The following is a 13,074-nucleotide window of genomic DNA, read 5'->3' as shown; positions in this document are numbered from 1 at the left end:
TGTATGCCACGCACAGCACTCGTCACCGGAGCCGCCCGCGGACTGGGAGCGGGAATCGCTCGCCTGTTGTCCGCCGATCACGACGTCTGGGTCGGGGGATCGACGGCCGACTCCGTCGCGGGCATCTCCGACGAACTGATCAGCGCGCGGCCGTGGCCCGTCGACCTCACCGACGCGGACGCTCTCGCCGCGGCCACCGCGGACATCACGAGCCTCGACGTCCTGGTGCACAACGCGGGCGTCGCCGATCTCGGCACGGTGGAGACGCTGACGCTCGCGGACTGGCGACACACGTTCGAGGCCAACGTCTTCGCGGTGGCCGAGCTCACCCGCCTCCTGCTGCCCGCGCTCCGAGCAGCCGGCGGCCACGTCGTGTTGATCAACTCGGGCGCCGGCATCAGGGCCAACCCGCGGTGGAGTGCCTACGCCGCGAGCAAGTTCGCGCTGCGGGCCTTCGGCGACGCACTGCGCCTCGAGGAGCCGACCCTGCGCGTGACGTCCGTCCACCCGGGGCGCATCGACACCGACATGCAGCGCGCGATCGTCGCGGGCGAGGGCGACGAGTACGACGCCTCGAAGTACCTCACCGTCGAGACCGTCGCCCGCGCCGTCCGCCAGGCCGTGGACACCCCTGCCGATGCGCATCCCACCGAGATCGTCCTGCGCACACGGTGATCGGGGATCAGGGGCGAGCGTGACTCAGTGCTCGTTCGCCTTGACCACGAGCACGGGGACCGGACTGTCGAGCAACACGCGCTGAACCGTGCTGCCGGTCAGGAACTTTCCGACCGCGCTTCGGCGACGTGATCCGATGATCACCAGCGTGGCACCGACATCCGAGACCAGATCGACGAGAGCCCCCGCCGGATCGCCGCCGTCGGGTTCGACGCGCACCGTGAAGGAGTTCTCTCCCAGCACCTGACGTGCCTGCGCCTCGGCTGCGTCCCGGTGGGCGGTGGTGACCGAATCGGCGTCGATCACCGACAGGACGACGAGATCGGTTCCCCTCAGCGTCGCCTCCGCCTGTCCCTGCACGAGCGCCTCACGGCCTTCGGGTGTCGAATTCATCGCTACTGCAACGGTCATGACGGTGCCTTTCACATCGGGGAGACTCCAGGTTCACCGAGATTCCGTCGCGGCGACGTACGTTTCGCGGTATTCGTCCGTGCACACTATGGCCACAACTCGGATTCCCTGGACTATTCGGACATCCAGAACCTAGCCTCCTGATGTGACCGAAACCACTCCTGAGTTGTCGTGCCCATGCAGATCACAGTGAAGCGCGCGCTCGGCACGCTCGCTGTCGTCGCCGTCGTCGCCGTCGCCGGCATCGACGCGGCCGGCAGCGCCAGCGGATCCGACGCCCGCGCCAAGTTGACCCTGATCGCTCCCGCCGCCGCGGGAGGTGGATGGGACCTGGTGGCGCGTGAGTCGCAGCAAGCACTCCGTTCCGACGGCATCGTGAACAACGCCCAGGTGGTGAACGTCCCCGGAGCCGGCGGGACCATCGGGCTCAGTCAGCTCGAGAATCTCACGGGCCAGTCGACCACGGTCATGGTGACCGGCACGGTCATGCTCGGCGGTATCGCGATCAACGATTCCGACATCACCCTGCAGGACACCGTGCCCATCGCCAAGATGGCCGAGGACTTCGAGGTCTTCGTCGTACCGCGAGACTCGCCGTACCAGAACCTCGAGGACTTCATCGCCGCATGGCGGGCCAACCCCGGCGGTCTCCCCATCGGCGGCGGCTCGCTCGGCGGTATCGACCACATCGTCTCCGGCCAGCTGGCACAGCAGGTCGACATCGATCCGGCAGCGATCAACTACATCGCGTTCTCCGGCGGTGGTGAGGTGCTGACCTCGCTGTTGTCCAACACCGTCGGCATCGCCGTCAGCGGATACAACGACTTCCGCGACCAGATCGAATCCGGGAACGTCCGCGCCCTCGCGGTGGCGGCACCCGAGCCCGTCGACGGGATCGACACCCCGACGTTCAAGGAACTCGGGTACGACGTCGACCTGGTCAACTGGCGCGGATTCGTCGCACCTCCCGGCATCTCGGACACCGACAGGCAGACGTTGATCGAGATCGTCACCGAGATGCAGGAGACCGAACAGTGGGACACCGCCATCGAGCGCAACCGGTGGAAGCCGTCCTTCGTCACCGGGGACGACTTCGGTGACTTCCTCGAGGTCGAACAGACCCGCATCACCGACATCCTCCGAGAGTTGGGCCTGGTATGAGTGAGAGTGTTTCGACCACGCGGGCGGAAACGCCGCCCGATACCGATCGTGGTTTCCTCCACGGCCGGAGCGGACTGGTGGTGTCGGCGCTTCTCGTCGCCCTCGGCCTGTTCCTGATCTACGGCACCGTCACCATGGACGTACCCGACACCGCGACATCGCCCGGCCCGCAGGTCTTCCCGGCCATCATCGCGGGACTGTGCTTCGTGATCGCCGTGCTCGTCGCGGTTCAACTGCTGCGCACTCCGGACGAGGTCGACCTCGGCGTCGACGAGGCAGGCGAGCCCAACACCGGAACCGTGTCCAACTGGCGTTCCGTCGGCATCACCGTCGGCTCGATCGCCCTGTTCATCGCCCTGCTGAATCCGCTGGGATGGGTTCTCGCCGGTGCGCTGCTGTTCTGGGGCGTCTCGATCGGACTCGGCGGCACCCGGTTCGTCTTCGACGCCGGTGTGGCGCTGGTCATGTCGTCCGTCGTCCAGCTGGTCTTCTCCGGTGGACTCGGGCTCACGCTGCCCGGCGGCATCCTCGCGGCGGTGTTCTGATGGACGCACTCTCCAATCTCATCGACGGCTTCGGCACCGCGCTGACGCCCATGAACATCGTGTGGGTCGTCGTCGGCGCCCTGCTCGGCACCGCGGTGGGTGTCCTCCCCGGACTCGGATCGGCCATGGCTGTCGCCCTGCTCCTGCCCGTGACGTTCACCCTCGAGCCGACCTCGGCGCTCATCATGTTCGCCGGCGTCTACTTCGGCGGCCTGTTCGGTGACTCGATCTCCGGCATCCTCATGAACACCCCCGGAAACAGCACGGCGATCGCGGGAACGTTCGAGGGGCACCGCATGGCGAAGAACGGCCGCGCCCCACAAGCGTTGGCCACCTCCGCCATCGGCGCCTTCATCGGCGGCATCATCGCCACCACCCTCGTGGTGTTCTTCGCCCCGACGCTCGCCGACCTGGCCACGAACTTCGGACCCGCGGAGTACTTCGCCCTGGCGGTGTTCGCCTTCATCGCGACGTCCGCAGTGGTGTCCGACTCCGTCCTCAAGGGTCTGAGCGCACTGCTGATCGGCCTGACACTCGCCGTCATCGGTATCGACGGACCCTCCGGCGCATCACGGTTCACGTTCGAGGTACCGGCACTGTTCGACGGCATCTCCGTGGTGGTCATCACCGTCGCGATGCTCGCCCTCGGCGAGGTCATCTTCATCGCCTCGAAGATCGGCAAGCCCGACGACAACACGCTGATCCCGTCGAAGGGTCGACCCTTCCTGAGCAAGGCAGAGTTCCGCGAAGCGATGCCTGCATGGTTGCGCGGCACCGCATTCGGAGTCCCCTTCGGCGTCATTCCCGCCGGCGGCGCCGAGGTGCCGAGCTTCCTGGCCTACGGCACCGAGCGCCGCTTGGACCGACGCAGCAAGAACCCGATGTTCGGCAAGGGCGCGATCCGCGGCGTCGCCGGACCGGAAGCCGCCGGCAACTCCACCGCCGGTACCGCGATGGGTGCACTTCTCGCTCTCGGGCTCCCCACGTCGGCGACGGCAGCGATCCTGCTCGCAGCGTTCCAGCAGTACGGGATCCAACCGGGACCGTTGCTGTTCGAGCGCAACGGTGAGGTCGTCTGGGCACTGCTCGCCAGCCTCTTCGTCGGCATGGTGGTCCTGTTGATCCTGAATCTGCCGTTCGCCCCCCTGTGGGCGCAGCTGCTCAAGATCCCCAAGAACTACCTGTACGCCGGCATCACGGTGTTCGCCTCGCTGGGCGTCTACGCGGTGAGCGCCTCGATCGTGGACCTCATCGCCATGCTCGGACTCGGCATCATCGGATTCATGCTGCGCCGCTTCGGGATCCCGTTGGCGCCGGTGCTCATCGCCGTCATCCTGGGACCGCTCGCCGAGGATTCGCTGCGACGAGCCCTGGCCGTCAGTGAAGGGGACGTCTCCGTCCTCGTCGGCAGTGGCATCACCGTCGTCCTGTACACGCTGATGGTCATCGCGGTGGTCTTCTCCGTCGTGACGAAGGTGCGGTCGCGGGCGAAGGTGGACTTCTAGAGCACCCGCTTCACCCCTCGCCCCTCGCGAGTACGTCGACAGTGTCGTGATCCAGCTGCTGATCACGACAATCAGGACGTACTCGCGGGGGGTTCGTGGGTGTTCACCCCCGTGTCACCCCAGCGTGGCTGAATGACGGCATGGGATACGACGAGACCTTCCTGTCCACCACCCCGCTGCCGGTCCCCGCCCGGCCGGACCTGACCGTCCTGACCTACACGCACTTCTCCGTGTCGATGGACACCGAACGGCGCCTCGCCGCCGTGACCGCGGTGAACATCGACGGCGGCGCGTTGCAGGAGGTGGACCGCGGAGACGACTGGCGCCTCGATCCGCGCCTGCCGGCGACCGCGCAGGCGGGCCCGGAGCTGTACGCGAACAACGACATCGACCGTGGGCACCTCGTACGACGACGCGACCCGGTGTGGGGTTCGCGTGACGTCGCCGAGCAGGCCAACGAGGACACGTTCCACTACACGGTGTGCGGACCGCAGACGGCCACGCTGAACCAGTCCAAGACTCTCTGGCTCGGCCTCGAGGACTACGTGCTCGAGCACGCGCGGACGTACGGGCAGACGATCTCCGTCTTCAGCGGCTGCGTGTTCGCCGAGGACGATCCCGTCTACCGCGGTGTCGCGATCCCGCGGCGCTTCTTCAAGATCGCGGCCTGGTGGCAGAACGACGTGCTCGCCGCGACCGGCTACGTGCTCGACCAGTCGGAGTCGCTGGCACCCATTCTCGAACGCGGCGTCCTGGCGAGCGACATCCCTCCGCTCGGGGCGTACCGCACGTATCAGGTGCCGATCACCGACATCGCCGCTGCGACCAGCCTGGCGATGGCCGAGCTGACGGCGGCCGATCGCCTCGCCCTGGTTCCCGGCGTCCGGCCCGTCGACTGGCGTGAGATCGAGGGAGCCGACGACCTGGTGTGGTGAGGTCGGTCGAGCTACAGAACGATGTTCACCATTCTGCCCGGCACGACGATGACCTTCTTCGGATCCTTGCCGTCGAGAAGCGCGACGATCTTCTCGTCGGCCAGGGCCACCGCCTGCACGTCCTCGCGGGACGCGTCGGCCGCCACCGTGATGCGACTGCGTACCTTGCCGTTGACCTGGATCGGGTAGTCCACCGTGTCGTCCACGAGCCACTTCTCGTCGACCGTGGGGAATGGACCGTGAGCCAGTGACTCGCTGTGTCCCAACGTGTTCCACAGTTCCTCGGCGATGTGCGGTGCGAGAGGAGCCAGCATCAGCACCAACGGCTCGACGGCGTCCCGAGGTGCGCCCTGCGGGTACTCCTTCGTGAGGTGGTTGGTGTACTCGATGAGCTTCGCGCCGGCCGTGTTGTCGCGCAGCGCAGCGTAATCCGCGTCGACACCCTCGACGGTCCGGTTGAGAGCCTTCAGCGTGGCGTCGCTCGGCGTCGCGTCGGTGGTCCGGACGGCGCCGGTCTCCTCGTCGACCACCAGACGCCAGACGCGCTGCAGGAAACGGTGCGCGCCGACGACGTCCTTGGTCGCCCACGGCCGGGACGTGTCCAACGGACCCATCGACATCTCGTACATGCGCAGGGTGTCCGCGCCGTACTCGGTGAAGATCTCGTCGGGGGAGACGGAGTTCTTCAGGGACTTGCCCATCTTCCCGTACTCACGAGTGACGGGCTGCCCGTCGTGGAAGTACCCGCCGTCGCGCTCCTCCACCTCGTCGGCTGCGACGTAGACGCCGCGCGCGTCGGTGAACGCGTACGCCTGGATGTACCCCTGGTTGTACAGGCGGCGGTACGGCTCCTTCGAGCTGACGTGCCCCAGGTCGAACAGCACCTTGTGCCAGAACCGCGCGTACAGCAGGTGCAGCACAGCGTGTTCCACGCCGCCGACGTAGAGGTCGAGGCCGCCGGGGTCGTTCTCGCCGTGAACGTCGGGGCGCGGTCCCATCCAGTACGCCTCGTTCTCCGGAGCGCACATCTGCTCGGAGTTGGTCGGATCGATGTAGCGCAGCTGGTACCACGAGCTACCGGCCCACTGCGGCATGACATTGGTGTCGCGCGTGTACGTCTGCAGCCCGTCGCCCAGGTCGAGCTCGACGTTCACCCAGTCGGTCGCCTTCGCCAACGGGGGAGACGGCTCACTGTTCGCGTCGTCCGGGTCGAACGACACGGGTGCGTAGTCCTTCACCTCCGGAAGTTCCACCGGCAGAGCAGAATCCGGCAACGGATGCGCCTTGCCCTCCGCGTCGTACACCACCGGGAAGGGCTCGCCCCAGTACCGCTGACGGGCGAACAGCCAGTCGCGCAGCTTGTACTGGATGGTGCCCCTGCCGCGGCCCTCGGACTCGAGGTGCTCGATGACACGCGCCTTGGCCGCGTCGACGGTGAGGCCGTCCAGGAAATCGGAGTTGATCAGCTCGCCGTCGCCGGTCCACGCGGACTCGTCGACAGCGCCACCCGAGATGACCTGCACCACAGGCAGTCCGAACTTCGTGGCGAACTCCCAGTCACGCTGGTCGTGACCCGGGACGGCCATGATGGCACCGGTGCCGTAGCCGGTCAGGACGTAGTCGGCGATGAAGACCGGCACCGACGCGCCGTTGACGGGGTTGACGGCGAAGGCGCCGGTGAACACACCGGTCTTCTCCTTGTTCTCCTGGCGCTCGAGGTCCGACTTGGCTGCGATCGCACGACGGTACGCACCGACCGCGAGCACGGGAGTTCCCTCACCGTGCGTCCAGCGCTCGTCGGTGTCCGTCGGCCATGCCGCCGCCGTGATGTCGTCCACCAGCGGGTGTTCGGGTGCCAGCACCACGTAGGTGGCGCCGAAGAGCGTGTCGGGGCGGGTGGTGAACACGTCGATGTCGGCGGTGCCGGACCCGTGCGGCAGACCGGCGACGAACGTCACCTCGGCGCCGCGGGAGCGCCCGATCCAGTTGCGCTGCATCGTCTTGACCTTGTCCGGCCAATCGAGCAGATCCAGGTCGTCGATCAACCGGTCGGAGTATGCGGTGATCCGCATCATCCACTGGCGCAGGTTCTTCCGGAACACCGGGAAATTGCCGCGGTCGCTGCGACCGTCGGCGGTGACCTCCTCGTTGGCCAGCACGGTGCCCAGACCGGGGCACCAGTTGACCAGCGAGTTGGACTGGTAGACCAGACGATGACCGTCGATGACGTCGCGACGCTCGGAGACCGAGAGATCGGCCCACGCACGCCCGTCGTCCAGAGTCCGAGCACCGGAGGTGAACTCCTCCTCGAGCTCGACGATCCGTCGTGCCTTACCGGCCTCGGTGTCGTACCAGGAATCGAAGATCTGCAAGAAGATCCACTGCGTCCAGTGATAGAAGTCGACGTCCGTCGTGGCGAGCGAGCGACGGGTGTCGTGACCGAGTCCCAGCCGCCCCAGCTGCCGGCGCATGTTGGCGATGTTCGCCTCGGTGGTGGTGCGCGGGTGCGTGCCCGTCTGCACCGCGTACTGCTCGGCGGGCAGGCCGAAGGCGTCGTAACCCAGCGTGTGCAGCACGTTGCGGCCCTGCATGCGGTGGTAGCGGGCGAAGACGTCCGTCGCGATGTAACCGAGCGGGTGGCCGACGTGCAGACCGCTGCCGGACGGGTACGGGAACATGTCCTGCACGAACAACTTGTCGGTCGGAACCGGATCGCCGGTGCTGAGCTCGCCCACCGGATTGGGTGCGTCGAACGTCCCCTCGGCGGCCCACCGCTCCTGCCAGCGCGACTCGAGGGAACCCGCCAGATCCGCCGTGTAGCGGTGGCCGGGGGTCGTGTCGGGGGAGATGTCGCCGTGTTCACTCACCCGACCAGCGTAAAGCGTGACGATCCGCACGCGGACGCCCGGCCACGACGCCGTAAAGTGGTGCTCGTGATTGTCGTGTCCGTGATCCTTCTGCTCGTACTCCTCGTCGGCGCCGTGGCGCTGGGCGCGGTGGCGTTCCTCGGTCTGACCGGCCGCTTGAAGCGCAACTCCGTCGCCGGAGTCCGAACGGAAGCGAGCATGCGCTCGGACGAGACGTTCACCGTCGCCAACCGAGTCGCCGGCCCGACGACGGCCGCCGCCGCGGTCTTCCTGCTGGTCGGCGCAGTGGCGACCCTCGCGCCGGGCGGCATCTTCGGCGTGGTCGCCGCCGTGCTGACCACCGTCGCCGCGCTCGTCACCGCTGCGTACGGCGGTGCCATGGGCACCCGCGCCGCGGCCGCAGTGCCGGTCGAGGAGACCGGTGGATGCGGCCACAGCTGCATCTCGTGCAGCCTCAAGGACGCGTGCCAGCCGTCCTGACGTGGCGTTCTCCCTGACAGGCACCATCAGAGCGCTCGACGGCTTCGTCCTCGCGATCTTCGCTGCTGCCATCGCGGCCACCGTGTTCCCGGTCTCCGGCACCGCAGCGGACGTCCTGTCGTGGGTCACCACGATCGGCATCGCCCTGCTGTTCTTCCTGTACGGAATCAGACTGTCTCCGCGTGACGCCATGGACGGAGTCCGGCACTGGCGACTGCACGGGGTCGTTCTGGCCTGCACGTACCTGCTGTTCCCGGTCCTCGGGCTCGGAGTACGGGTGCTCGCGCCGGGGCTGCTGACCGACGACCTCTACACCGGGATGCTCTACCTCTGCCTCGTTCCGTCCACGATCCAGTCGTCGATCGCCTTCACCTCGATCGCCCGCGGCAACGTCGCCGGCGCCGTCGTCAGCGCGTCGCTGTCCAACATCATCGGAGTGTTCGCGACGCCGCTGCTGGTGGTCCTGCTGATGAGCACGACGGGCGGTGCGAGCATCGATGCCGGATCGATCGTCGACATCATGCTCCAACTCCTGCTGCCGTTCGTGGCCGGACAGTGCGCGAGGCGATGGCTCGCAGGACGGGTGGAGCGGCATCGGTCCACCACGCTGCTCGTCGACCGCGGATCGATCCTCCTGATCGTCTACGCCGCGTTCAGCGCGTCGCGCGTCGACGGAGTCTGGGCTGCCACCACGCCGTGGCAGATCGTGGCGGTGGTACTCCTGTGCAGCGCCCTGCTCGTTATCGTCCTCGCCGCGACTGCCGGGATCGCGCGCGCGCTCCGCATGACGCGTGACGACCGCATCGTCGTGGTGTTCTGTGGCTCGAAGAAGAGCCTGGCCAGCGGCATCGCGATCGCCTCCGTGCTCTTCGTCGGGCAACCCGTGGGAGTGATCGTGCTTCCCCTGCTGATCTTCCACCAGATCCAACTCGTGGTGTGCGCCGTCCTGGCGGGCCGCTACGAGCGCGAGGCGATCAGGGACGCTGCATCGACTTCCTGATCTCGTCGAGGCGCGCCTTGCCGGCACGCTCCCGCTCGGCGAACTTCTCCGCCTCGGTGCGTCCGACCGCGCTCTCGGCGTCCAGCTCGGTGGAACCCACCGCGCGCCCCGAACGCCCGTCGATGCGTTCGCGCACCGCGTCGAAGGTGGGCACTCCGGCGTCGGTGAACCCCGGGTCCGTCGGAACCTGGGGGATGTCGGTCACCGACGGCGTGCGCGGCACGATGTCGGGATCGACGGACGCTTCCGGGGTCAGGCCCAGCGCGGCGTCGTACACCGCCCGCAGCGCCGGGCGAGCACTCGTGAGTGCAACGACGAGATCGAGTACCTCCGCATCGGGCAACGACGCGGCCTGGTCGGACGAGAAGTCGGTCATGTCACCAGGGTAGGCCTGAGAGCTCCGGTGATCGTGGACTCCCGACCCCGGAATGCGGGGCCGGAAGTCCACGATCGGGCGACTACGGCGTCGGCATGCCGCCGTTGACGTTCAACGTGTCGCCGGTGACGTACCCGGACTCGGCCGACGAGAGGTACACGTAGGCACCGGCCAACTCGGCGGGCTGACCCGCACGACCGAGCGGCGTCTCCTGGCCGAACTCGGGCAGCGCCGACGTGGGCTGTCCACCGGACGCCTGCAAGGGCGTCCAGAACGGGCCGGGAGCAACGACGTTGACGCGGATCCCACGAGGAGCGAGTTGCTGCGCCAGCGCCTTGCTCATCGTGTTGATCGCCATCTTGGTCGTCGCGTAGTCCACGAGCCCCGGTGACGGCGTGTAGGCCTGGATCGAGCTCGTGTTGACGATGGTCGAGCCTGCCGGCATGTGCGGAACCGCTTCCTGGATGATCCAGAACAGCGCGTACACGTTGGTCTTGAACGTTGCGTCGAACTGCTCCGGGCTAAGGTCCTCGAGCTTCTCGACGTACTGCTGCTTGCCGGCGACGTTCACGAGAAGGTCTATGCCACCGAACTTCTCGACGGTGGTGCGCACGATGCCGCGAGCCGCGGACTCGTCCGTGAGGTCGGCGGGAGCGAGTACCGCGGTCCTCCCGGCGGTGCGCACCAGGTCGGCCACCTCCTGCGCGTCCTTCTCCTCCGACGGCAGGTAGTTGAGAACGACGTCGGCGCCCTCGCGGGCCAGCGCGATGGCGACGGCGCGGCCGATGCCGCTGTCCGCACCGGTGACCAGTGCCTTGCGCCCGGTCAGCCGGCCGGTGCCGCGGTAGCTGCCCTCACCGTGGTCGGCCTTGGGCTCGAGTTCCGCGGCGAGGCCCGGCGGATCCTGGTGCTGCTCGGGGTACCCGTCCTGTCGGTACTGGGTGACGGGATCGGTGAACGTGTACTGGTCGGTCATCGCCCTGGCATGCCCCGGCCGTGGGGGGTGCCAAACAGGTGTCACCGGGTCCGTGGCGGGTACCACCGAAGACATGGCCCCGAAGTTTCCCGGCGCAGGCACCTTCGTGCCCGAGTCCGACGATCTCCGCGTTCTCGCCGACGCCGCCCGCAGTTGCCGGGGATGCGACCTGTGGGAGCCCGCGGAGAACACGGTGTTCGGAGCCGGCACCCCGTCCGCTCGCATGATGCTCATCGGCGAGCAACCGGGGGATCAGGAGGATCGACGGGCACAGCCCTTCGTCGGCCCGGCGGGTGCGCTCCTGAATCGTGCTCTGGCGCAGGCGGACATCGACCGGGAGCTGACCTACGTCACCAACGCGGTCAAGCACTTCAAATTCACGCGTGCCGACCGCGGCCCGCGGCGCATCCACAAGAAGCCGCTGCGCTCGGAGGTCGTCGCGTGTCACCCGTGGCTCGAGGCGGAGATCCGCGCCGTCGACCCGTCCGTCGTGGTCCTCCTCGGCGCGACGGCGGCGCAGGCGATGCTGGGGACCTCGTTCCGGATCGGTGTCGACCGGGGGCGCGTCCTCGAGGTGGGCGAGGCGAGAGCTGTTGCCACCGCGCACCCGTCGGCCGTCCTCCGAGCGCCGGACGACGAACGCGATGCCGCGTTCGACGCACTCGTCGCCGATCTGCGAGTGGCCGCATCACTCCTGGAATGACACCGGAAGTTCACAGGCACCGCCTCCGTCACCGCAGTAGCGTGGCGTCGTGACGAGAATCCCGCGAGACGGAACGATCTCTCCTGCCTACACCGGGCGCTTGGCCAACGATCCCGTTCCGGCGCTGCGACTGCCGGACGACCGCATGGATCCCGACGTCACGTACCGCTTCATCCACGACGAGCTGATGCTCGACGGCAGTTCCCGTCTCAACCTCGCCACGTTCGTCACCACGTGGATGGAGCCCGAGGCCGAGAAGCTGATGGCCGAGACGTTCGACAAGAACATGATCGACAAGGACGAGTACCCGGCCACCGCGGCGATCGAGGAGCGGTGCGTCAACATGGTGGCGGATCTCTGGAACGCGCCCGGGCTCGACCCGACCGATCCGTCCAGCGCGACGGGCGTCTCGACGATCGGTTCGTCCGAGGCCGTCATGCTCGCCGGTCTGGCACTGAAATGGCGGTGGCGCGCACGTCGGACCGCGGCCGGTGCGGACACCGGTCGGCCCAACCTCGTGTTGGGGACGAACGTCCAGGTGGTCTGGGAGAAGTTCTGTCGCTACTTCGACGTCTAGCCGAAGTACCTCGACATGGAGCCGGGCCGCTACGTCGTCACGGCCGACCAGGTGCGCGACGCCGTCGACGAGAACACCATCGGCGTGCTCGCGATTCTCGGGACCACGTTCACCGGCGAACTCGAACCGGTCGAGGAGATCTCGGCCGTGCTCGACGAGATCGCCGCGGCCGGCGGGCCGGACGTCCCCATCCACGTGGACGGTGCCAGCGGCGGTTTCGTGGTCCCGTTCCTGAACCCGGATCTGGTGTGGGACTTCCGGTTGCCGCGCGTGAAGTCCGTCAACGCCAGTGGTCACAAGTACGGACTGACCTACCCCGGCCTGGGATTCGTCGTGTGGCGCGAGAAGGAGGACCTCCCCGAGGACCTCGTGTTCCGCGTCAACTACCTCGGCGGTGACATGCCGACGTTCACCCTGAACTTCTCACGCCCGGGCAATCAGGTGATCGGTCAGTACTACAACTTCCTCCGCCTCGGCCGCGCCGGCTACACGGATGTCATGACCTCGCTGCGCTCGACCGCGACCCGCGTCGCCGACCACCTGCGCGAGCACGGCGACGTCGACGTCATCTCCGACGGGTCCGACATCCCGGTGGTGGCATTCGCGCTGCGGGAGAACTGCGGCTTCACCGTCTTCGACGTCTCTCACGAACTCCGCGCCCGCGGGTGGCAGGTTCCCGCGTACACCATGCCGGCCCGTGCCGAGTCGGTCTCGGTCCTGAGAATCGTTGTGCGAGAGGGCTTCTCGGCAGACCTGGGTAGGATGCTGTGCGAAGCGATCGACGCCGTCCTGGCGTCGCTCTCCACCGACGGCGACGGGCACTCGCACGCTCGGCACTTCGCCCACTGACGAGAACTTCGGTC

The 13,074-nt window shown here is 67.6% G+C and carries 12 protein-coding genes and 1 pseudogene; 9 read left to right on the top strand and 4 right to left on the bottom strand.

Annotated features, from left to right (window positions below):
* The first annotated feature begins 3 nt into the window (after nt 1-3).
* Entirely contained in the window at nt 4-675 is a 672-nt protein-coding gene (locus QE397_RS20175; protein ID WP_307096942.1) for an SDR family oxidoreductase, read from the top strand.
* Between the two features lie 24 nt (nt 676-699).
* On the opposite strand, the gene QE397_RS20170 is transcribed toward QE397_RS20175, so the two are convergent.
* Nucleotides 700-1,086: a universal stress protein gene (locus QE397_RS20170; protein ID WP_027505984.1), complete on the bottom strand. Its 387-nt coding sequence runs from the start codon at nt 1,084-1,086 to the stop codon at nt 700-702.
* Nucleotides 1,087-1,263: 177 nt separating this feature from the next.
* Between QE397_RS20170 and QE397_RS20165 the strand changes: the two genes are divergently transcribed.
* The 4 genes from QE397_RS20165 to QE397_RS20150 all read left to right on the top strand — a co-directional run bounded on the left by QE397_RS20165 (nt 1,264) and on the right by QE397_RS20150 (nt 5,232).
* Nucleotides 1,264-2,247, top strand: coding sequence for a tripartite tricarboxylate transporter substrate binding protein (locus QE397_RS20165; protein ID WP_235578857.1), 984 nt, complete (start codon nt 1,264-1,266; stop codon nt 2,245-2,247).
* The gene (locus QE397_RS20160; RefSeq protein ID WP_056440883.1) at nt 2,244-2,792 is read left to right on the top strand and encodes a tripartite tricarboxylate transporter TctB family protein; all 549 of its coding nucleotides are present in this window, start codon (nt 2,244-2,246) and stop codon (nt 2,790-2,792) included. The genes QE397_RS20165 and QE397_RS20160 overlap by 4 nt, the downstream gene beginning before the upstream one ends.
* Nucleotides 2,792-4,297, top strand: coding sequence for a tripartite tricarboxylate transporter permease (locus tag QE397_RS20155; RefSeq protein WP_222649977.1), 1,506 nt, complete (start codon nt 2,792-2,794; stop codon nt 4,295-4,297). Before QE397_RS20160 ends, QE397_RS20155 begins: the two co-directional genes overlap by 1 nt.
* Nucleotides 4,298-4,437: 140 nt before the next feature.
* Nucleotides 4,438-5,232: a DNA/RNA non-specific endonuclease gene (locus QE397_RS20150; protein WP_307096939.1), complete on the top strand. Its 795-nt coding sequence runs from the start codon at nt 4,438-4,440 to the stop codon at nt 5,230-5,232.
* A gap of 11 nt (nt 5,233-5,243) precedes the next feature.
* Here the strand turns inward: QE397_RS20150 and leuS are convergent, their stop codons facing one another.
* Nucleotides 5,244-8,099, bottom strand: a complete 2,856-nt coding sequence (gene leuS / locus QE397_RS20145) for a leucine--tRNA ligase (protein ID WP_307096936.1) — start codon at nt 8,097-8,099, stop codon at nt 5,244-5,246.
* A gap of 66 nt (nt 8,100-8,165) precedes the next feature.
* On the opposite strand from leuS, the gene QE397_RS20140 reads away from it, so the two are divergent.
* On the top strand, nt 8,166-8,579 hold the full coding sequence (locus QE397_RS20140; RefSeq protein WP_027505979.1) for an SdpI family protein: 414 nt from the start codon (nt 8,166-8,168) through the stop codon (nt 8,577-8,579).
* A gap of 1 nt (nt 8,580) precedes the next feature.
* The gene (locus tag QE397_RS20135) at nt 8,581-9,579 is read left to right on the top strand and encodes a bile acid:sodium symporter family protein (protein WP_307096934.1); all 999 of its coding nucleotides are present in this window, start codon (nt 8,581-8,583) and stop codon (nt 9,577-9,579) included.
* On the opposite strand, the gene QE397_RS20130 is transcribed toward QE397_RS20135, so the two are convergent.
* Nucleotides 9,554-9,955: a hypothetical protein gene (locus QE397_RS20130; protein WP_027505977.1), complete on the bottom strand. Its 402-nt coding sequence runs from the start codon at nt 9,953-9,955 to the stop codon at nt 9,554-9,556. The two genes, QE397_RS20135 and QE397_RS20130, sit on opposite strands and share 26 nt — an antisense overlap.
* 82 nt (nt 9,956-10,037) lie before the next feature.
* The gene (locus QE397_RS20125; RefSeq protein ID WP_204869424.1) at nt 10,038-10,931 is read right to left on the bottom strand and encodes a glucose 1-dehydrogenase; all 894 of its coding nucleotides are present in this window, start codon (nt 10,929-10,931) and stop codon (nt 10,038-10,040) included.
* Nucleotides 10,932-11,004: 73 nt separating this feature from the next.
* On the opposite strand from QE397_RS20125, the gene QE397_RS20120 reads away from it, so the two are divergent.
* A complete protein-coding gene (locus QE397_RS20120) occupies nt 11,005-11,634 on the top strand; it encodes a UdgX family uracil-DNA binding protein (RefSeq protein WP_027505975.1) in 630 nt (209 codons plus the stop codon).
* Nucleotides 11,635-11,683: 49 nt separating this feature from the next.
* Nucleotides 11,684-13,060, top strand: a pseudogene (locus tag QE397_RS20115) (glutamate decarboxylase).
* Nucleotides 13,061-13,074 lie beyond the last annotated feature (14 nt).

Origin of the sequence: Rhodococcus sp. SORGH_AS_0301, from assembly GCF_030818285.1 — a bacterium.
Classification (GTDB): domain Bacteria; phylum Actinomycetota; class Actinomycetes; order Mycobacteriales; family Mycobacteriaceae; genus Rhodococcoides.
The sequence above is the reverse complement of the archived record's forward strand: the minus strand, read 5'-3'. Positions and strand labels throughout refer to the sequence as shown.

Excerpts from the sequence above, each read along its gene's own strand:
- QE397_RS20120 (WP_027505975.1), top strand. The coding sequence starts at position 11,005 with ATGGCCCCGAAGTTTCCCGGCGCAGGCACCTTCGTGCCCGAGTCCGAC.
- QE397_RS20125 (WP_204869424.1), bottom strand. The coding sequence starts at position 10,931 with ATGACCGACCAGTACACGTTCACCGATCCCGTCACCCAGTACCGACAG.
- QE397_RS20175 (WP_307096942.1), top strand. The coding sequence starts at position 4 with ATGCCACGCACAGCACTCGTCACCGGAGCCGCCCGCGGACTGGGAGCG.
- QE397_RS20165 (WP_235578857.1), top strand. The coding sequence starts at position 1,264 with ATGCAGATCACAGTGAAGCGCGCGCTCGGCACGCTCGCTGTCGTCGCC.
- QE397_RS20160 (WP_056440883.1), top strand. The coding sequence starts at position 2,244 with ATGAGTGAGAGTGTTTCGACCACGCGGGCGGAAACGCCGCCCGATACC.
- QE397_RS20155 (WP_222649977.1), top strand. The coding sequence starts at position 2,792 with ATGGACGCACTCTCCAATCTCATCGACGGCTTCGGCACCGCGCTGACG.
- QE397_RS20150 (WP_307096939.1), top strand. The coding sequence starts at position 4,438 with ATGGGATACGACGAGACCTTCCTGTCCACCACCCCGCTGCCGGTCCCC.
- QE397_RS20130 (WP_027505977.1), bottom strand. The coding sequence starts at position 9,955 with ATGACCGACTTCTCGTCCGACCAGGCCGCGTCGTTGCCCGATGCGGAG.
- QE397_RS20170 (WP_027505984.1), bottom strand. The coding sequence starts at position 1,086 with ATGACCGTTGCAGTAGCGATGAATTCGACACCCGAAGGCCGTGAGGCG.